This is a genomic window from Streptomyces sp. NPDC026659, assembly GCF_040638245.1.
Classification (GTDB): Bacteria; Actinomycetota; Actinomycetes; order Streptomycetales; family Streptomycetaceae; genus Streptomyces.
In genome coordinates, this window is sequence record NZ_JBEZXY010000012.1 from 62700 (window position 1) to 81044 (window position 18345).

The window sequence follows — 18345 nt, forward strand, 5'->3', positions numbered from 1 at the left end:
ATGCCCGGCTGCCCGTTGAGTACCTCTCCAAGGACCGCTCCCGCGCCCACGGCCGGCTGAGCCGATGGGTGCCGATCGCTCTTACGCGTACGGCGCCGCCGCCGGCCTCCTGGGCGACCTGCTCCTCGGTGATCCCCGCCGCCGCCACCCCGTGGCCGCGTTCGGACGCGCCGCCGGGGCCGTCGAGCGCGCGCTGTGGCACGACCACCGCGGCTGGGGCGCCCTGCACACGCTGGTGTGCGCCGGGGGCGCCGTCGCGACGGGCACGCTGGCCGAACGCGCCGTACGCCGCTCCCCCGCCGCGTCGCTCGCGCTGACCGCCGCCGCCACCTGGGCCGTCGTCGGCGGCACCTCGCTGGCCCGGGAGGCGCGCGCCGTCGGCCGCGCCCTGGCCGACGGTGACCTGACCGCCGCCCGCGCCCGGCTTCCGCACCTGTGCGGCCGCGACCCGCAGGCGCTGGACGCCGACGGGATCGCCCGCGCCGTGGTCGAGTCGGTCGCCGAGAACACCTCCGACGCCGTCGTGGGCGCCCTGGTGTGGGGCGCCGCGGCCGGGGTGCCCGGGCTGCTCGGTTTCCGGGCCGTCAACACGCTCGACGCCATGGTGGGCCACAAGTCGCCCCGGCTGCGCCGCTTCGGCTGGGCCGCCGCCCGCCTGGACGACGTGGCGGGCTGGCCCGGCGCCCGCCTGACCGCACTGCTGGCGACGCTGGCCGGACCCGACCCGCGCGGCGCCGTCCGCGCCTGGCGCGCCGACGCCCACCGGCACCCGAGCCCCAACGCCGGTCCGGTGGAGGCGTCGTTCGCGGGCGCCCTCGGCGTACGTCTCGGCGGCACGCTGTCCTACGGCGGCCGGATCGAGCACCGGCCCGTGCTCAACGGCTCCGGGCGCCCGGTCCGGGTCGCCGACATCGACCGGGCGGTACGGCTCTCCCGCCGCGTCGGTCTGCTCGCACTCGGCGTCACGGCCGGGGCGAGCCTGATCCTGAAGGGACGCGGAAGGTGAACGGTGGTCTCCTCGTCGCGGGTACGACCTCCGACGCGGGCAAGAGCGTCGTGACGGCCGGGATCTGCCGCTGGCTGGTCCGTCAGGGCGTGAAGGTGGCGCCCTTCAAGGCGCAGAACATGTCCCTCAACTCCTTCGTCACCCGCGAGGGCGCCGAGATCGGACGCGCGCAGGCGATGCAGGCCCAGGCGTGCCGCGTCGAGCCGACCGCGCTGATGAATCCCGTGCTGCTCAAGCCCGGTGGCGAACAGAGCAGCCAAGTGGTGCTGCTGGGAAAGCCGGTGGGCGAGATGAGCGCGCGCGGCTATCACGGCGGACGCCAACAGCGGCTGCTCGGAACGGTGTTGGACTGTCTTGCCGAGTTGCGGGGCACGTATGACGCGGTGATCTGTGAGGGGGCCGGTTCGCCCGCCGAGATCAATCTGCGGCGCACCGACATCGTGAACATGGGGATCGCGCGCGGCGCGCGGCTGCCCGTCCTCGTCGTCGGCGACATCGACCGCGGCGGCGTCTTCGCCTCCTTCTACGGCACACTCGCCCTCCTCTCCCCCGAGGACCAGGAGCTGGTCGCCGGGTTCCTGGTGAACAAGTTCCGGGGCGATGTCTCGCTGCTGGAACCGGGGTTGGACATGCTGCGCGGCCTGACGGGACGCGACACCTACGGCGTGCTGCCCTTCCAGCACGGGCTCGGCATCGACGAGGAGGACGGACTCCGCGTCTCCCTGCGCGGCACCGTCCGCGAGTCCACGGTCGCCCCGCCGGTCGGCGAGGACGTGCTGCGGGTCGCGGTGTGCGCGGTGCCGCTGATGTCCAACTTCACCGACGTGGACGCGCTGGCCGCCGAACCCGGTGTGATCGTGCGGTTCGTGGACCGCCCGGAGGAACTGGCCGACGCCGACCTGGTGGTGGTGCCCGGCACGCGCGGGACCGTACGGGCGCTGGCCTGGCTGCGCGAGCGCGGCCTCGCGGACGCGCTGGCCCGCAGGGCGGCCGAGGGCCGCCCGGTCCTGGGCATCTGCGGCGGCTTCCAGCTCCTCGGCGAGCGCATCGAGGACGAGGTGGAGTCGCGCGCCGGGACGGTCGAGGGGCTCGGCCTGCTGCCGGTGCGGGTGCGGTTCGCCCGCGAGAAGACCCTCACCCGGCCGACCGGCGAGGCCCTCGGCGAACCGGTCGAGGGGTACGAGATCCATCACGGCGTCGCTCAAGTCCTGGGCGGAGAAGCCTTCCTGGACGGCTGCCGGGTCGGCCAGGTCTGGGGCACCCACTGGCACGGCTCACTGGAGTCGGACGGCTTCCGGCGCGCCTTCCTGCGTGAGGTCGCCGCCGCTACCGGGCGCCGCTTCGTCCCGGCCCCCGACACCTCGTTCGCCGCGCTGCGCGAGGAGCAGCTCGACCGGCTCGGCGACCTCATCGAACAGCACGCGGACACGGACGCGCTCTGGCGGCTCATCGAGTCCGGCGCGCCACGAGGACTGCCCTTCATCCCCCCGGGAGCGCCCGCATGAGCACAGTGTTGTTGTTGTCGACCGCCGACACCGATCTGCTGGCCGCCCGCGCCAGCGGTGCCGACTACCGGATCGGCAACCCCGTCCGCGTGGACGTCACCGGCGAGCTGCCGGGGCTCCTGGAGGGCGCCGACCTCGCGGTCGTACGGCTCCTCGGCGGCAAGCGCGCCTGGGAGGACGGGCTCGCCGCGCTGAAGGCGGCCGGGGTGCCGACCGTGCTCCTTGGCGGCGAGAGCGTGCCGGACGCCGAGCTGATGGCCGAGTCGTCGGTCCCGGCCGGAGTCGTGGCGGAGGCGCTGCGCTACTTGGTCGAGGGCGGCCCGGAGAACCTGCTTGAGCTGTCCCGGTTCCTCTCGGACACCGTGCTGCTGACCGGCGAAGGCTTCGAACTCCCGCGCTCGATGCCGGAGTTCGGGGTGCACGGCTCGTATGCGCTGCGAGACGGCCGCCCGACGGTGGGCGTGCTCTTCTACCGCGCCCACGAACTCAGCGGCAACACCGGCTTCGTGGACACCCTGTGCGAGGCGATCAAGGCACGCGGCGCCAACGCCCTTCCGGTGTACTGCGGTTCACTGCGCGGCGCGGACCGGGCGCTGTACGAACTGCTGGGCCGGGCCGACGCCCTGATCGCCACGGTGCTCGCCGCCGGAGGGACGCACGCCTCTCAGGCTTCGGCGGGCGGCGACGAGTCGTGGGACATCGGCGCGCTCGCCGACCTCGACATCCCGGTGCTGCAAGGACTTTGCCTCACCTCCTCGCGCGCCGCGTGGGACGCCTCGGACGCGGCCCTCTCCCCCATGGACGCGGCGATGCAGGTCGCCATCCCGGAGTTCGACGGCCGTCTGATCACCGTGCCGTTCTCCTTCAAGGAGCAGGGCCCCGACGAGGTCCCGGTCTACGTCGCCGACCCCGAGCGGGCCGCACGGGTCGCCGGAATCGCCGTACGCCACGCGGCCCTTCGGCACAAGCCGAACGCCGAGAAGCGGGTCGCGCTCGTCTTCACCGCCTACCCGACCAAGCACTCCCGCGTCGGCAACGCGGTCGGCCTCGACACCCCCGCCTCGGCGGTACGCGTCCTGGACGCGCTGCGGGACGCCGGGTACGGGGTGAGCGGATACCCCTCCGGGGGCGACGAGTTGATTCACCGGCTCATCGAGGCGGGCGGCCACGACGTGGAGTGGCTGACCGAGGACCAGCTCGCGGCCGCGCCCGCGCGGGTGCCGCTCGCGGACTACCGGACGTGGTTCGCCACGCTCGACCCGTCGCTGCGCGAGGCCATGGTGGAGGCGTGGGGCGAGCCGCCGGGGAACCTGTACGTGGACGGCGACGACATCGTGCTCGCCTCGCTCCGGTTCGGGAACGTCGTCGTGATGATCCAGCCGCCGCGCGGCTTCGGGGAGAACCCGATCGCGATCTACCACGACCCCGACATGCCGCCCTCCCACCACTACCTGGCCGCCTACCGCTGGCTGGAGAACAGCTTCGGCGCGGACGCCGTCGTCCACATGGGCAAGCACGGCACGCTGGAATGGCTGCCGGGCAAGGGACTTGGGCTGTCGGGCGGCTGCGCCCCGGACGCGGTGCTCGGTGAACTCCCGCTGGTCTACCCGTTCATCGTCAACGACCCCGGCGAGGGCACCCAGGCCAAGCGGCGCGGGCACGCCACGGTGGTCGACCATCTGGTCCCGCCGATGGCCCGCGCGGACACCTACGGCGACCTCGCCAAGCTGGAGCAACTCCTCGACGAGTACGCCCTCGTGTCCGACCTGGACCCGACGAAGGCGCCCGCCGTCCGCGCCCAGATCTGGACCCTGGTCAAGGCGGCCGAGCTGCACCACGACCTGCACGTGGACGAGCAGCCGGAGGACGGCGATTTCGACGCGTTCGTGATGCACATCGACGGCTATCTGTGCGAGATCAAGGACGTACAGATCCGCGACGGCCTCCACATCCTCGGCGGCGGCCCTCTCGGTGAGCCGCGCGTGAACCTGGTGCTGGCCGTGTTGCGCGCCTCCCAGGTCTGGGGCGGCCAGGCGAACGCCCTGCCCGGCCTGCGGGCCTCACTGGCGGCCCATTTCGGGCTGGTGGAGAAGGAGTTGCTGGCCGAGCCGGGCGCTGCGGTGAAGGTGCCGGTGGAGCTGACCGCGCTGGTCGAGGGCCCGGCGCGGACCGGTGCCGACGCGATCGACCTGCTGGAGCAGTTGTGCCGCCTGATCGCGGAGCGGATGGAGACGCGGCGCTGGAACGGAGCGGCCGTACCGGCCGTGCTGGACGAGGTGCTCGGCTTTGAACTTGCCGAGGCTGCGGTGGTGTTGGAGTTCGCCTGCACGGAGGTAGTGCCCCGGCTCGCGCGCACGAGTGACGAGATCGGGCACATTCTGCGTGCGCTGGACGGGGGTTACGTCCCGGCGGGCCCTTCGGGTTCCCCGACGCGCGGCCTGGTCAACGTCCTTCCGACGGGCCGGAACTTCTACTCCGTCGACCCCAAGGCGATTCCCTCCCGGCTGAGTTGGGAGGTCGGCCAGTCGCTGGCGGACTCACTGGTGCAGCGGTATCTCACCGACACCGGCGGCTACCCGCAGTCGGTCGGCCTCACGGTCTGGGGCACCTCCGCCATGCGCACCCAGGGCGACGACATCGCCGAGATCCTCGCCCTGCTCGGCTGCCGCCCGGTGTGGGACGACGCCTCGCGCCGGGTGACCGGCTTCGAGATCGTGCCGCTCTCGGAGCTGGGGCGTCCTCGCATCGACGTCACGGTCCGTATCTCCGGCTTCTTCCGCGACGCGTTTCCGCACGTGGTGGGTCTGATCGACGACGCGGTGCGGGCGGTGGCCGAGCTGGAGGAGCCGGCGGAGTCCAACTACGTGCGGGCGCACGTGGACGAGGACGCGGCCGAACATGGGGATCGGCGGCGTGCGACGGCGCGCATCTTTGGCTCCAAGCCGGGGGCTTATGGCGCGGGTCTGCTGCCGCTGATCGACGCGCGGAACTGGCGGTCGGACGCGGATCTGGCCGAGGTGTATGCCGTGTGGGGCGGCTACGCGTACGGGCGCGGGCTCGACGGGCGGGCGGCACGTGGGGACATGGAGACGGCGTTCCGGCGGATCGCGGTGGCGGCGAAGAACGTCGATACCAGAGAGCATGACTTGGTCGACGCGGACGACTACTTCCAGTACCACGGCGGCATGGTCGCCATGGTGCGGCACCTGACGGGCGACAACCCCGAGGCGTACGTGGGTGATTCGGCGGTGCCGGATCAGGTGAAGACCCGGACGCTGGGCGAGGAGACGCACCGGGTCTTCCGGGCGCGCGTGGTCAATCCCCGCTGGATGGCGGCCATGCGGAGGCACGGGTACAAGGGCGCCTTCGAGATGGCGGCGACCGTGGACTACCTGTTCGGGTACGACGCCACGGCGGGCGTGGTGGACGACTGGATGTACGAGAAGCTCAGCGCCGAGTACGTCTTCTCGCCGGAGAACCAGGACTTCATGAAGAAGTCCAACCCCTGGGCCCTGCGGGGCATTACCGAGCGCCTGTTGGAGGCGGCGGACCGGGGGCTGTGGGCGGAGCCTGACCAGGACACGCTGGAGCGGCTGCGGACCACGTACCTGGAACTCGAAGGGGAACTGGAGGGAGACGAGTGAGCACGCAATTCCCGTTCACCGCCGTGGTCGGGCAGGAGGACCTGCAACTGGCCCTTCTACTCAACGCGGTGGCGCCGAAAATCGGTGGCGTCCTCGTGCGCGGCGAGAAGGGAACCGCCAAGTCCACGGCCGTACGCGCCCTTTCGGCGCTGCTGCCGGAGGTGAACGTGGTCCCCGGGTGCCGTTTCTCCTGTGACCCCGCATCCCCCGACCCTTCTTGCCCGGACGGCCCGCACACCCCGGGGTCGGCCGCCGCGCGGCCCGCGCGGATGGTCGAGCTGCCCGTCGGCGCCTCCGAGGACCGGCTCGTCGGTGCGCTGGACATCGAGCGGGCGCTCGCGGAGGGCGTGAAGGCGTTCGAGCCGGGGCTGCTCGCCGCCGCGCACCGGGGCATCCTCTACGTGGACGAGGTCAACCTGCTCCACGACCACCTGGTGGACCTGCTGTTGGACGCGGCCGCCATGGGTGCCTCGTACGTCGAGCGCGAGGGCGTCTCCGTTCGGCACGCGGCGCGGTTCCTGCTCGTGGGGACCATGAACCCTGAAGAGGGGGAACTGCGGCCGCAGTTGCTCGACCGGTTCGGGCTGACCGTGGAGGTCGCGGCCTCGCGGGAGACGGACCAGCGGGTGGAGGTCGTGCGGCGCAGGCTGGCGTACGACGACGATCCCGCCGGGTTCGCCGCGCGGTGGGCCGGCGAGGAGTTCGCCGTACGACAACGGATCGTGGCGGCCCGGGAGTTGTTGCCCAGGGTGCGGCTCGGGGACGGGGCGTTGCGGCAGATCGCGGCGACATGCGCGGCCTTCGAGGTGGACGGGATGCGGGCCGACATCGTGATGGCTCGCACGGCGACAGCGCTGGCCGCTTGGGCGGGGCGAACCGACGTACTCGCGGAGGACGTGCGGCAGGCCGCGCTCTTGGCACTGCCCCACCGACGGCGGCGAAACCCCTTCGACGCGCCCGGACTTGACGAAGACAAGCTCGACCAGACCCTGGAGGAGTCCTCGGAGTCTTCCGGGGACGACGATCCCGACCCCGACGGTCCCGGTGGTGGCGGTCAGCCGTCTCCTGACGCGGGGCCGCAGGACGGTGACGGGGGTGCCGCCGCTTCCGAGGGCGGGGAGTCGGAGGGCGCCGGTGCCGGGGCGGGTGAGCAGGCTCCCGTACGGGCCGCCGAGCCGTTCCGCACCAAGGCGTTGAACGTGCCCGGGATCGGTGAGGGCGCGGCCGGGCGGCGTTCGCGGGCGCGGACCGCGCAGGGGCGGACTACGGGGGCCCGACGGCCTCAAGGCGCCCTGACCAAGCTGCACTTGGCGGCGACCGTGCAGGCGGCGGCGCCGCATCAGCGGGCGCGGGGGCGCTCCGGGGCCGGACTCGTGCTGCGGCGGGACGACCTGCGGCAGGCGGTGCGGGAGGGGCGGGAGTCGAATCTCGTGCTGTTCGTCGTGGACGCCTCGGGGTCGATGGCGGCCCGGCAGCGGATGAGTGCGGTGAAGGGTGCCGTGCTGTCGTTGCTGCTGGACGCGTATCAGCGGCGGGACAAGGTGGGGCTCGTGACCTTCCGGGGTTCCACCGCGGATGTGGCGCTGCCGCCCACCTCGTCCGTCGATGCCGCCGCCGCGCGACTGGAGTCGCTGCCCACCGGTGGGCGTACGCCGCTGGCGGCCGGGCTGCTGCGGGCGCACGAGGTGTTGCGGGTGGAGCGGTTGCGTGATCCGGCACGGCGGGCGCTGGTCGTGGTGGTGACGGACGGGCGAGCGACCGGTGGTCCGGAGCCGGTCGCCCTGGCCGGGCGGGCGGCGCGGCTGTTCGCGGCCGAGGGGGTCGCTTCGGTGGTCGTGGACTGCGAGTCGGGGCCCGTGCGGCTCGGACTCGCAGGGCGGCTCGCGGGTGAACTGGGCGGCACGGCGGTGACGTTGGACGAGTTGCGGGCGGATTCCATCGCCGGGCTCGTGAGGGATGTACGGGGTACGTCGAGGAGGGCCGCGTAGTGCCGCAGGGACAGCCGAGTGTCGTACCGGACGACGGATTGACGACGCGTCAGCGACGCAACCGGCCGTTGGTCGTCGTGCACACCGGGATCGGGAAGGGTAAGTCGACGGCCGCTTTCGGGCTGGCGTTGCGGGCCTGGAATCAGGGGTGGCCGATCGGGGTGTTCCAGTTCGTCAAGTCGGCGAAGTGGAAGGTCGGCGAGGAGAACGCGCTGCGGGTGCTGGGGGCTTCCGGACAGGGCGGGTCGGTCGACTGGCACAAGATGGGCGAGGGCTGGTCCTGGGTGCAGCGAGACGCGCAACTCGACAACGAGGAGAAGGCGCGGGAGGGGTGGGCGCAGGTCAAGCGGGATCTGGCCGCCGAGACGTACCGGCTGTACGTGCTGGACGAGTTCGCGTACCCGATGCACTGGGGGTGGGTGGACACGGAGGAGGTCGTCGAGGTGCTGCGGGGCCGGCCGGGCAACCAGCATGTGGTGATCACCGGTCGTAACGCGCCTGCTCCGCTGGTGGAGTTCGCGGATCTGGTGACCGACATGTCCAAGGTCAAGCACCCGATGGACGCGGGGCAGAAGGGGCAGAGGGGCATCGAGTGGTGACGTCCGTACCCCGGCTGGTCATCGCGGCGCCTTCGTCGGGCAGCGGGAAGACGACGGTCGCCACGGGGCTGATGGCCGCGTTCGCCGCGCGCGGGCTCGCGGTGTCTCCGCACAAGGTGGGGCCGGACTACATCGATCCCGGGTATCACGCGCTGGCCACCGGGCGGGTGGGGCGGAACCTCGACGCGTATCTGTGTGGGGCGGAGTTGGTGGCTCCGCTGTTTCTGCATGGGGCTCGGGGGTGTGATCTCGCCGTTGTCGAGGGGGTGATGGGGCTCTTCGACGGGGCGGCCGGGCAGGGGGAGCTTGCGTCTACGGCGCAGGTGGCGAAGTTGCTGCGGGCGCCGGTGGTGTTGGTGGTCGATGCGTCCTCGCAGTCCCGGTCGGTTGCCGCGCTGGTGCATGGGTTCGCTTCCTGGGACACGGGGGTGCGGATCGGGGGCGTGATCCTCAACAAGGTCGGTTCGGACCGGCATGAGGAGTTGCTCCGGGAGGCGCTGGAGTCGGTGGGGGTTCCGGTGTTGGGGGTGTTGCGGCGCTCGGTTGGACTGGAGACGCCTTCTCGGCATCTGGGGTTGGTGCCTGTCGCCGAGCGGCGGGCTGCTGCAGTGGAGGCTGTGGCGGCGATGGGGGCGGTGGTCTCCGAGGGGTGCGACCTCGATGCGCTGCTGGCGCTGGCTCGGGGTGCGGGTGCGGTGTCGGGTGCGGCTTGGTGTGCGGCTGAGGTCACAGACTCGCCCACCCACGACCACCCGTCTCGGTCGGCTGAAAAGGCAACGTCCGGTCCGGATCCGTCCGCCGAGAAGTGCACGACCCGTTCGGATCGGCCCACTGCGAAGACTCGGCCCCGTATCGCCGTAGCCGGTGGGCCCGCCTTCACCTTCTCCTACGCCGAGCACACCGAGTTGCTGGCCGCCGCCGGGGCCGAGGTCGTCACCTTCGACCCCCTGCGGGACGAGGAACTGCCCGACGGATGTGCCGGGTTGGTCATCGGGGGTGGGTTCCCCGAGGTGTACGCGGCCGAGTTGTCGGCCAACGACAGGCTGCGGAAGGCCGTCGCGGAGCTCGCGGGGAGCGGGGCGCCCATAGCCGCCGAGTGTGCCGGACTGCTGTACCTGTGCCGGGAGTTGGACGGTGCGCCGATGTGCGGGGTGCTGGACGCGTCCGCGCGGATGAGCGAGCGGTTGACGTTGGGGTACCGGGACGCGGTGGCGGTCGGCGACAGCGTGCTGGCGGCGGCCGGTACCCGGATGCGGGGGCACGAGTTCCACCGGACCGTCGTGGAGCCCGGTGCCGGTGCGGCTCCCGCCTGGGGGGTGCTCTCGCCTGCCCGGCGGGTGGAGGGCTTCGTACAGCACGGCGTGCACGCGAGTTATCTGCACACCCACTGGGCGGCCGAGCCGTCGGTGGCCCGTCGGTTCACGGAGAGGTGCCGTACGTCATGAGCAGCAGGTTGATCGGGGTCGGGGTGGGTCCTGGCGATCCGGAACTGGTGACGGTGAAGGGGGTCAACGCGCTGCGGGCCGCCGATGTGGTCGTCGTACCGGTGATGGACTCCGGGGAGCGGGGGCGCGCCGAGGCGACGGTGCTGCACTACGTGGACGCCGCGAAGGTGGTCCGGGTGGTGTTCGCGCTGAACGAGCGGACCGACCGGGCGCGCCGGGAGGCCGCGTGGGACGCGGCGGGGGCGCGGGTCGCGGGGCTCCTGGAGGAGTACGGCTGCGTCGCGTTCGCCACCATCGGTGACCCCAACGTGTACTCGACGTTCACGTACCTCGCGCAGACCGTCGCGGGGCTGGTGCCCGGGGTCGTGGTGGAGACGGTGCCGGGGATCACCGCCATGCAGGATCTGGCGGCGCGGTCGGGCGCCGTGCTGACGGAGGGCACCGAGCCGCTGACCCTCGTGCCGGTGACGGCGGGCGAGTCCGCGCTGAAGGAGGCGCTGGCCGGTCCCGGCACGGTGGTGGCGTACAAGTTCGGCCGCCGGGCCGGCGAGGTCGCCGAGGCGCTGCGTGAGTCCGGCCGTCTCGACGACGCGGTCTGGGGGTCCGCCCTCGGTCTCCCGGAGGAGTCGATTCGCCCGGCCGCCGAGCTGGACGGCGCCACGCTGCCGTACCTGTCGACGCTGATCGCGCCGCCGCGACGGGACGGCGGCCGGGGCGGGAAGCTGTGAGGGGGCCGCGCGCGGGGGCCGCGGGCCGGGCGGTGTCAGCCGCCCGACAGCCCCACCACCAGCCAGATGAACGCCGCGCCCGCCACCGTGCACAGCAGCGTCGAGCGGGCGGGGTGGTCGTGGTGGGCCTCCGGCAGGATCTCCGCGGCGGCGAGGTAGAGGAGGGCGCCGCTGAAGAGGCCGAGGTAGCCGCCGAGCAGGGGCTCGGGGATGTGCACGAAGACCGTGGACAGGGCGCCCAGCATGGGTGCGCAGGCGTCGGCGACGAGCATGGCGACGGCACGGCGGCGGGCGTTGCCGTAGAGGCTCGTGATGGTGAAGGTGTTGAAGCCGTCGGCGAAGTCGTGCGCGATGACGGCGAGGGCGACGGAGAGGCCCATGCCGCCGCCGACCTGGAAGGCCGCGCCGATCGCGACGCCGTCCATGAGGCTGTGGCCGACCATCGCGGCGGCGGCCGTGAGGCCGACCTCGGGGGCCCGGTGGCGGTCGTGCTCCTCCCCGCCGTGCGCGGCCTGGCGTGCGGCGAGGAGACGTTCCACCAGATGGGCCAGCAGGAATCCGCCGACGAAGAGGAGCAGGGCGGCGGGTACGCCGAAGACCTCGCGGCCGGCCGCGCGCAGCGCCTCCGGCAGCAGGTCGAGGCCGACCACGCCCAGCATCAGGCCGCCTGCCAGGCCCAGCACCAGGTGGCGACGGTCGGTCACACGCTGTGCCGTCCAGCCGCCGGCCAGCGTCATCAAAAACGCGCCGAGCGCGACGAGGACCGCCATAACGACCTTCGTATCCGATGAAGGGCCCTCCGCGCACATCCGACGCCTGTGAAACCTCCCCAGACCCTGACATTTCGCTCACTTCTTTTCGTACGAGAGGACCTTTCCTCATGGCCGAGCCCCAAGCCGAGCCCCAAGCCGCGCCGCAGGACGCGTCGCAGGCCGCTCCCGTGGCCGGGCCCCCCGCCGCCGCCCCCGCCACCGGCAAGGTGACCTTCGTCGGTGCCGGTCCCGGTGCCGCCGATCTGCTGACCTTCCGCGCCGCCCGCGCGATCGCCGAGGCCGACGTGGTGATCTGGGCGGCGAGCCTGGTCCGGGCAGAGGTCCTGGAGCACGCGCGCGCGGACGCGGAGATCCTGGACTCGGCCACGCTGTCCCTGGAGGACGTGGTGGCCGTCTACCGGCGTGCCCTGGCCGAGGGGCTCAGGGTGGCCCGCGTCCACTCGGGCGATCCGGCCCTGTGGGGCGGCACCCAGGAGCAGCTGGACCGGTGTACGGAGATCGGGATCGCGACGGAGATCGTGCCGGGGGTGTCGTCGTTCTCGGCGGTGGCCGCGCTCGCGGGGCGCGAGCTGACGATCCCCGAGGTGGCGCAGTCGGTCATCCTGACCCGGCTCGGCGGCGGCAAGACGCCGATGCCGCCGGGCGAGGAGGTACGGGAGTTCGCCCGGCACGGTACGACCATGGCGGTGTTCCTGTCGGCGGCACGCAGCGGCCAGCTGGTGCGGGAGCTGCTGGAGGGCGGTTATCCGACGAGCACACCGGTGGTGGTCGCCCATCAGGTGACCTGGCCGGAGGAACTGGTGGTGCGCTGCACCATCAGCACGCTGGAGGAGACGGTCAAGGAGCACCGGCTGTGGAAGCACACGCTCTTCCTGGTCGGCCCGGCCCTGGACGCCCAGGGCACCCGCTCACACCTCTACCACCCCGGCCACTTCCACGGCTTCCGCAAGGCGGACCCGGAGGCGCGGCGGGCGCTGCGGGAGCGGGGGGCGAGCAGTTGACGCGGGACGCGGAAACGCCGCCCCTCACGGGCACGGCCACGGACAGGGGCGCGGGTACGGGCGCGGACACGGGCACGGGCGCCCCGCTGATCACGGTCGTCGGCACCGGCACCGGCGCCCCCCTCTCCACCGACGCCCTCGCCAAGGCCGCCCTGGTGATCGGCGGCCAACGCCACCTGGACGCCGCCGGCCTCCCCGAGGACGTCCAGCGCATCGCGCTCGGCCCCCTGTCCCCCGCCCTCGACGCGATCGCCAAGACCCTGGCCAAGGACCTCCCAGTGGTCGTGCTGGCCTCCGGCGACCCCGGTTTCTTCGGGATCGTCCGCGTGCTGGCCGAGCGGTTCGGTCCGGAGCGGCTGGACGTACGGCCCGGGGTGTCCTCGGTGGCGGGCGCGTTCGCGCGGCTCGGGCTGACCTGGGACGACGCGGTGGTGGTGAGCGCGCACGGGCGTGATCCGCGTACGGCGGTGCAGCTGTGCCGGGCGTATCCGAAGGTGGCCGTGCTGACCGGGCCCGGGTCCGGACCGGCCGAGCTGGGTGCCCGGCTGGCCGGCAGCGGGCGGACGCTGGTCGTGGTGAGCGACCTCGGTGAGCCGGAGTACGAGCGGGTGGAGCGGGTGACGCCCGCCGAGGCCGCCCGGCGGAACTGGGGCACGGCGGTGAACGTGGTGCTGTGCCTGGACGAGTCCCGGGCGCCACGCGGTCCGCGCACGATGGCGGGCCCGGCTCCAGGCCCCGGCCGCTGGGCCCTGGAGGAGGACGCGTTCGCGCACCGGGACTCGATGATCACCAAGTTCGAGGTGCGCGCGCTGGCGCTGGCCCGGCTCGGGCCGCGCCCCGGTGACCTGGTGTGGGACGTGGGCGCGGGGTCGGGCTCGGTGGCGGTGGAGTGCGCGCGGCTGGGCGCGGCCGTGGTCGCGGTGGAGAAGACCGAGGACGGCTGCGAGCGGGTCCGGGCCAACGCGCGCGCCCATGACGTGGACGTGTCCGTGGTGCACGGCACGGCTCCGGAGGCCCTGGCCGCCCTGGCCGACGACCCCGACGCGGTGTTCGTCGGCGGCGGGGGCCGTGAGCTGGGCGCCGTGGTGGAGGCGTGCGCGCGGCGGGCCCGGCGCGTGGTCGTGGTCGCGATGGCCGCGCTGGACCGGGTGCCCGAGGCGCGCGCGGCCCTCGCGCGGGCCGGATTCGGCTGCGCCGGCGTGCTGTTGCAGTCCTCACGGCTCGCGCCGCTGCCCGGTGACGTGACCCGGCTCGCGGCCACCAACCCCGTTTTCCTGCTGTGGGGCGAGCGCGCCTCCCGGCCGAACGAAGGAGCAGTTCAGTGATCGGCCTGATTTCCGCCACCTCGGCGGGGGCGGCGGCCCGGGACCGGCTGGCGGCCGCGTGGCCGGACCGTACCCGGGTGTACGAGGGCCCGGTGGGCGACGCGGTGCGGACCGCGTTCGCGGAGTGCGAGCAGCTGGTGTGCTTCCTGGCGACGGGTGCGGTGGTCCGTCTGGTCGCGCCGCTGATCGGGGACAAAGCGGCCGATCCGGGTGTGGTGTGCGTGGACGAGGGCGGCCGGTTCGCGGTGTCGCTGCTCGGCGGGCACGCGGGAGGCGCCAATGAACTCGCCCGTGAGGTAGGTGAGTTGCTGGGCGCGGAGCCGGTGGTGACGACGGCCACGGACGCGGTGGGTGTGGCCGGTCTCGACACGCTCGGCCTGCCCTGCGAGGGCGCGGTGGCGGCGGTGTCGCGGGCGCTCCTGGACGGTGAACCGGTGGCTCTGGAGGCCGAGTTGGCGTGGCCGCTGCCTCCGTTGCCGGTGGCGGAGCGCGGGGCGTACACGGTACGGCTCACCGACCGCGCGCTCGAACCGGGGCCGCGCGAAGTGCTGTTGCGGCCGCCGTCGCTGGTGGTCGGGGTGGGCGCCTCGCGGGGTGCGCCCGTGGAAGAGGTACTGGAGCTGATCGAGTCCACGCTCTCGGAGGCGGGGCTCTCGGTGCGGTCGGTGGCACAACTCGCCACGGTGGACGCCAAGTCGGAGGAACCGGGGCTGGTGGGTGCCGCCGAGCGGTTGGGCGTACCTCTGATCGCTTACCCGGCCGAGGAGTTGGCGTCGGTCGCCGTGCCGAACCCGTCCGACGCGCCGCTCGCGGCGGTCGGCACGCCGTCCGTGGCGGAGGCGGCCGCGCTGCTCGGCGGGGGTGAACTCCTCGTGCCCAAGCGGAAGTCGGCGGGCAGTCCGGCGATGGCGACCTGTGCGGTCGTACGGCGTCCCGCGCGCGGGCGGCTCGCGGTGGTGGGGCTCGGTCCCGGCGCCCGGGATCTGCTCACCCCGCGCGCGGTGGCCGAACTCCGGCGCGCCTCCGTGCTGGTGGGGCTCGACCAGTACGTGGACCAGATCCGCGATCTGCTGCGTCCGGGCACGCGGGTGCTGGAGTCGGGGCTCGGCGCGGAGGAGGAGCGGGCGCGTACGGCCGTCACGGAGGCCCGTGCGGGCCACGCGGTCGCGTTGATCGGGAGCGGGGACGCGGGGGTGTACGCGATGGCGTCCCCGGCGCTCGCGGAGGCGTCCGACGACATCGACGTGGTGGGCGTGCCCGGGGTGACGGCGGCGCTGGCGGCCGGGGCGCTGCTCGGGGCGCCGCTGGGCCACGACCATGTGTCGATCAGCCTGTCCGACCTGCACACGCCGTGGGAGGTCATCGAGCGGCGGGTGCGCGCGGCGGCCGAGTCGGACCTCGTGGTGACCTTCTACAACCCGCGTTCGCGTGGCCGTGACTGGCAACTCCCCAAGGCGCTGGCCACCTTGGCGGAGCACCGGGCGCCGACGACGCCGGTCGGCGTGGTCCGCAACGCCTCCCGTCCCGACGAGTCGAGCCGGGTGACCACGCTGGCCGCCCTGGACCCGGCGTCCGTGGACATGATGACCGTGGTGACCGTGGGCAACACCGCGACCCGGGAGATCGCCGGGCGCATGGTGACCCCGCGCGGCTACCGCTGGCAGGCGAGCGCCGAGGAGGGTGCCCGGTGAACCGTGTGGTCCATCCCATCGAGCAGGAGTCCTTCCGGCGGCTGCGCGCCCGCCTGGACACCTCCGAACTGCCCTTGCTGACCAGGGCGGTGGTGGAGCGGGTGATCCACTCCGCCGCCGACCTCGACTACGCGACCGATCTCGTCATGGCCGAGGCCGACCTCGTACGCGGACATGCCGCGCTGCACGCGGGCGCACCCGTCGTCGTCGACGTGGAGATGGTCGCGGCGGGGATCACCCGGCGCGAGACGGTCTGCCGTCTGCGCGACGCCAAGTCGGGCCCTTCACTTACCCGTTCGGCTCATGCCGTGCGGCTCGCGTACGAGGAGGTCGGGCCCGGCGCCCTGTGGGTGATCGGCTGTGCGCCGACCGCTCTGGAGGAGCTGCTGACCCTGGACGCCGATCCGGCGCTCGTCATCGGTCTGCCCGTCGGCTTCGTCGGCGCGACCGAGTCCAAGGAGGCGCTGCGCGCGAGCGGGCTGCCCGCCGTGAGCAACGTTTCCGAGAAGGGCGGTTCGGCGGTGGCCGCCGCCGCGCTCAACGCCCTGCTGTACCAACCGATTTCCCCCGAGGAGAAACAGTGACCACCCAGCCGCCCGCCCTGCTCGTCGCCGGACACGGCACCCGGGACGAGGCCGGAGCCGAGGCCTTCCGTGACTTCGTAAGGGAGTTGGGCCGCCGTCGTCCCGAACTGCCCGTGGCGGGCGGCTTCATCGAGCTGTCCCCGCCCCCGCTCGGCGATGCCGTCGCCGAGCTGGTCGAGCGGGGCGTTCGGAAGTTCGCGGCCGTGCCGCTGATGCTGGTCTCCGCCGGGCACGCGAAGGGCGACATCCCCGCCGCGCTGGCCCGCGAGAAGGAACGGCACCCGGGCATCTCGTACACCTACGGCCGCCCCCTCGGCCCGCACCCCGCCCTGCTGCGCGTGCTGGAGCGACACCTGGACGAAGCCCTCGCGGGCACCGACCGCGGCGACGTCACCGTGCTCCTCGTGGGGCGCGGCTCCACCGACCCGGACGCCAACGCCGAGGTGTGCAAGGCGGCCCGGCTGCTGTGGGAGGGGCGTGGATACGCCGCCGTCGAGACGGCGTTCGTCTCGCTCGCGGCGCCGGACGTGCCGAGCGGGCTCGACCGGTGCGCCCGGCTGGGGGCGCGGCGGATCGTCGTCCTGCCGTACTTCCTGTTCACCGGCATCCTCCCGGACCGCGTACGGCGCCAGACCGAGGAGTGGGCCGCCGCGCACCCGGAGACCGAGGTGCGCTCCGCCGAGGTCATCGGACCGGAGCCGGAGCTGCTCGACCTGGTGCTGGAGCGGTACGAGGAGGCGGTGCGGGGGGATCTGCGGATGAACTGCGACTCGTGCGTGTACCGGATCGCGCTGCCGGGCTTCGAGGACAAGGTGGGGCTGCCCCAGCAGCCGCACTTCCATCCGGACGACGATGGGGCCGACGAACATGGACACGGGCACGGACCTGGGCATCACCACCATGGCGGCCACACCCACAGCCATGCGCACTGAGGAGGGCGGCGGCAGCCTGGACCTCCGGCATCACGGGGACGCCGAGGTCCGCGACGACGGGGCGGCCCTGGTCGACCTTGCGGTCAACGTCCGCACGGGGACGCCCCCGCCGTGGCTCCGCGAGGAGATCGCCGCGTCCCTGTCCTCTCTCGCGGCCTACCCGGACGGCCGTGCCGCGTGGGCGGCGGTCGCCGCGCGGCACGGCGTACCGGTGGAACGGGTCCTGCTGACCGCCGGGGCGGCCGAGGCGTTCGTCCTGCTGGCGCGGGCGCTGAAGGTACGGCGCCCGGTGGTCGTGCACCCCCAGTTCACCGAGCCGGAGGCGGCGCTGCGGGACGCGGGCCACACCGTCGACCGTGTCCTCCTCCGCGAGCGGGACGGCTTCCGACTGGCCCCCGAACTCGTCCCCGAGGACGCGGACCTGGTGGTCGCCGGCAACCCGACCAACCCGACCTCCGTACTGCACCCGGCGTCCGCACTGCTGCGGCTCGCCCGGCCGGGGCGGACGCTCGTCGTGGACGAGGCGTTCATGGACGCGGTCCCGGGCGAACGGGAATCCCTGGCCGGGCGCTGCGACGTGCCCGGCCTCGTGGTGCTGCGAAGCCTCACCAAGACATGGGGGCTCGCGGGGCTGCGGATCGGCTACGTACTCGCGGAGCCGGAGATCGTCTCGCAACTGGAGCGGGCCCAGCCCCTGTGGGCGGTCTCCACGCCGGCACTGGTGGCGGCCCGGGCGTGCGTTTCGCCCCGGGCTGCCGCCGAGGCGGAAGCGGCCGCGCGGCAGATCGCCGTGCACCGGGAGTTCCTGATCAAGGGACTGGCGGAGCAGGGCGTACAGGTGGCCGGTCCCGCGGAGGGGCCGTTCGTGCTGGCCCGGATTCCCGGCGCCGTCGATGTACGGTCGCGGCTGCGGGACTTGGGCTACGCGGTCCGCCGCGGCGACACCTTCCCCGGCCTCGGGCCGGAGTGGATACGGGTGGCGGTACGCGACGCGGCCACGACGACGGGGTTCCTGACGGCACTCGGGACTGCCTTGAGCTGAGCGGCATTGACCGCTGACGTCACCGAGGCCGTATTCCGGAACACATGGCCCGGGACCGCCGATTCACTCGGCGGCCCCGGGC

The 18345-nt window shown here is 73.3% G+C and carries 14 protein-coding genes; 13 read left to right on the forward strand and 1 reads right to left on the reverse strand.

Features of this window, described 5'->3' with window-relative positions:
* Window positions 1-64: 64 nt before the first annotated feature.
* From AB0E91_RS27055 to cobI, 7 genes are read left to right on the forward strand one after another with little or no spacing between them, the layout of a single operon-like run.
* Window positions 65-1006, forward strand: coding sequence for a cobalamin biosynthesis protein (locus tag AB0E91_RS27055; RefSeq protein ID WP_361787120.1), 942 nt, complete (start codon window positions 65-67; stop codon window positions 1004-1006).
* Window positions 1003-2511, forward strand: coding sequence for a cobyric acid synthase (locus AB0E91_RS27060; protein WP_361787123.1), 1509 nt, complete (start codon window positions 1003-1005; stop codon window positions 2509-2511). The genes AB0E91_RS27055 and AB0E91_RS27060 overlap by 4 nt, the downstream gene beginning before the upstream one ends.
* The gene (gene cobN / locus AB0E91_RS27065) at window positions 2508-6155 is read left to right on the forward strand and encodes a cobaltochelatase subunit CobN (protein WP_361787126.1); all 3648 of its coding nucleotides are present in this window, start codon (window positions 2508-2510) and stop codon (window positions 6153-6155) included. The genes AB0E91_RS27060 and cobN overlap by 4 nt, the downstream gene beginning before the upstream one ends.
* The gene (locus AB0E91_RS27070) at window positions 6152-8143 is read left to right on the forward strand and encodes a putative cobaltochelatase (RefSeq protein WP_361787130.1); all 1992 of its coding nucleotides are present in this window, start codon (window positions 6152-6154) and stop codon (window positions 8141-8143) included. The genes cobN and AB0E91_RS27070 overlap by 4 nt, the downstream gene beginning before the upstream one ends.
* Window positions 8143-8742, forward strand: a complete 600-nt coding sequence (gene cobO, locus AB0E91_RS27075) for a cob(I)yrinic acid a,c-diamide adenosyltransferase (protein ID WP_161178269.1) — start codon at window positions 8143-8145, stop codon at window positions 8740-8742. The genes AB0E91_RS27070 and cobO overlap by 1 nt, the downstream gene beginning before the upstream one ends.
* Window positions 8736-10187 carry a cobyrinate a,c-diamide synthase gene (locus AB0E91_RS27080; protein ID WP_361787133.1) on the forward strand — a complete coding sequence of 484 codons (1452 nt, stop codon included), beginning with the start codon at window positions 8736-8738 and terminating at the stop codon, window positions 10185-10187. The genes cobO and AB0E91_RS27080 overlap by 7 nt, the downstream gene beginning before the upstream one ends.
* The gene (cobI, locus tag AB0E91_RS27085) at window positions 10184-10915 is read left to right on the forward strand and encodes a precorrin-2 C(20)-methyltransferase (protein WP_361787136.1); all 732 of its coding nucleotides are present in this window, start codon (window positions 10184-10186) and stop codon (window positions 10913-10915) included. Before AB0E91_RS27080 ends, cobI begins: the two co-directional genes overlap by 4 nt.
* A gap of 35 nt (window positions 10916-10950) precedes the next feature.
* Here the strand turns inward: cobI and AB0E91_RS27090 are convergent, their stop codons facing one another.
* Complete coding sequence (locus AB0E91_RS27090; protein WP_161178272.1) at window positions 10951-11685, reverse strand: ZIP family metal transporter; 735 nt, start codon at window positions 11683-11685, stop codon at window positions 10951-10953.
* 110 nt (window positions 11686-11795) lie between these two features.
* Here AB0E91_RS27090 and cobM point away from each other — a divergent pair, with 110 nt between their 5' ends.
* The 6 genes from cobM (at window position 11796) to cobC (ending at window position 18263) form a co-directional block, all read left to right on the forward strand.
* Window positions 11796-12689: a precorrin-4 C(11)-methyltransferase gene (cobM, locus tag AB0E91_RS27095; RefSeq protein ID WP_361787139.1), complete on the forward strand. Its 894-nt coding sequence runs from the start codon at window positions 11796-11798 to the stop codon at window positions 12687-12689.
* Window positions 12690-12775: 86 nt separating this feature from the next.
* Entirely contained in the window at window positions 12776-14014 is a 1239-nt protein-coding gene (gene cbiE / locus AB0E91_RS27100; protein WP_361787464.1) for a precorrin-6y C5,15-methyltransferase (decarboxylating) subunit CbiE, read from the forward strand.
* Complete coding sequence (gene cobJ / locus AB0E91_RS27105; RefSeq protein WP_361787142.1) at window positions 14011-15705, forward strand: precorrin-3B C(17)-methyltransferase; 1695 nt, start codon at window positions 14011-14013, stop codon at window positions 15703-15705. The genes cbiE and cobJ overlap by 4 nt, the downstream gene beginning before the upstream one ends.
* Window positions 15702-16289, forward strand: a complete 588-nt coding sequence (locus AB0E91_RS27110; protein WP_361787145.1) for a precorrin-8X methylmutase — start codon at window positions 15702-15704, stop codon at window positions 16287-16289. Before cobJ ends, AB0E91_RS27110 begins: the two co-directional genes overlap by 4 nt.
* The gene (locus tag AB0E91_RS27115; RefSeq protein ID WP_361787148.1) at window positions 16286-17221 is read left to right on the forward strand and encodes a sirohydrochlorin chelatase; all 936 of its coding nucleotides are present in this window, start codon (window positions 16286-16288) and stop codon (window positions 17219-17221) included. Before AB0E91_RS27110 ends, AB0E91_RS27115 begins: the two co-directional genes overlap by 4 nt.
* Window positions 17211-18263: an Rv2231c family pyridoxal phosphate-dependent protein CobC gene (gene cobC / locus AB0E91_RS27120; RefSeq protein WP_361787466.1), complete on the forward strand. Its 1053-nt coding sequence runs from the start codon at window positions 17211-17213 to the stop codon at window positions 18261-18263. The genes AB0E91_RS27115 and cobC overlap by 11 nt, the downstream gene beginning before the upstream one ends.
* Window positions 18264-18345: the final 82 nt, after the last annotated feature.

Excerpts from the sequence above, each read along its gene's own strand:
- AB0E91_RS27090 (WP_161178272.1), bottom strand. The coding sequence starts at position 11,685 with ATGGCGGTCCTCGTCGCGCTCGGCGCGTTTTTGATGACGCTGGCCGGC.
- cobI (WP_361787136.1), top strand. The coding sequence starts at position 10,184 with ATGAGCAGCAGGTTGATCGGGGTCGGGGTGGGTCCTGGCGATCCGGAA.
- cobM (WP_361787139.1), top strand. The coding sequence starts at position 11,796 with ATGGCCGAGCCCCAAGCCGAGCCCCAAGCCGCGCCGCAGGACGCGTCG.
- cobN (WP_361787126.1), top strand. The coding sequence starts at position 2,508 with ATGAGCACAGTGTTGTTGTTGTCGACCGCCGACACCGATCTGCTGGCC.
- AB0E91_RS27055 (WP_361787120.1), top strand. The coding sequence starts at position 65 with ATGGGTGCCGATCGCTCTTACGCGTACGGCGCCGCCGCCGGCCTCCTG.
- cobC (WP_361787466.1), top strand. The coding sequence starts at position 17,211 with ATGCGCACTGAGGAGGGCGGCGGCAGCCTGGACCTCCGGCATCACGGG.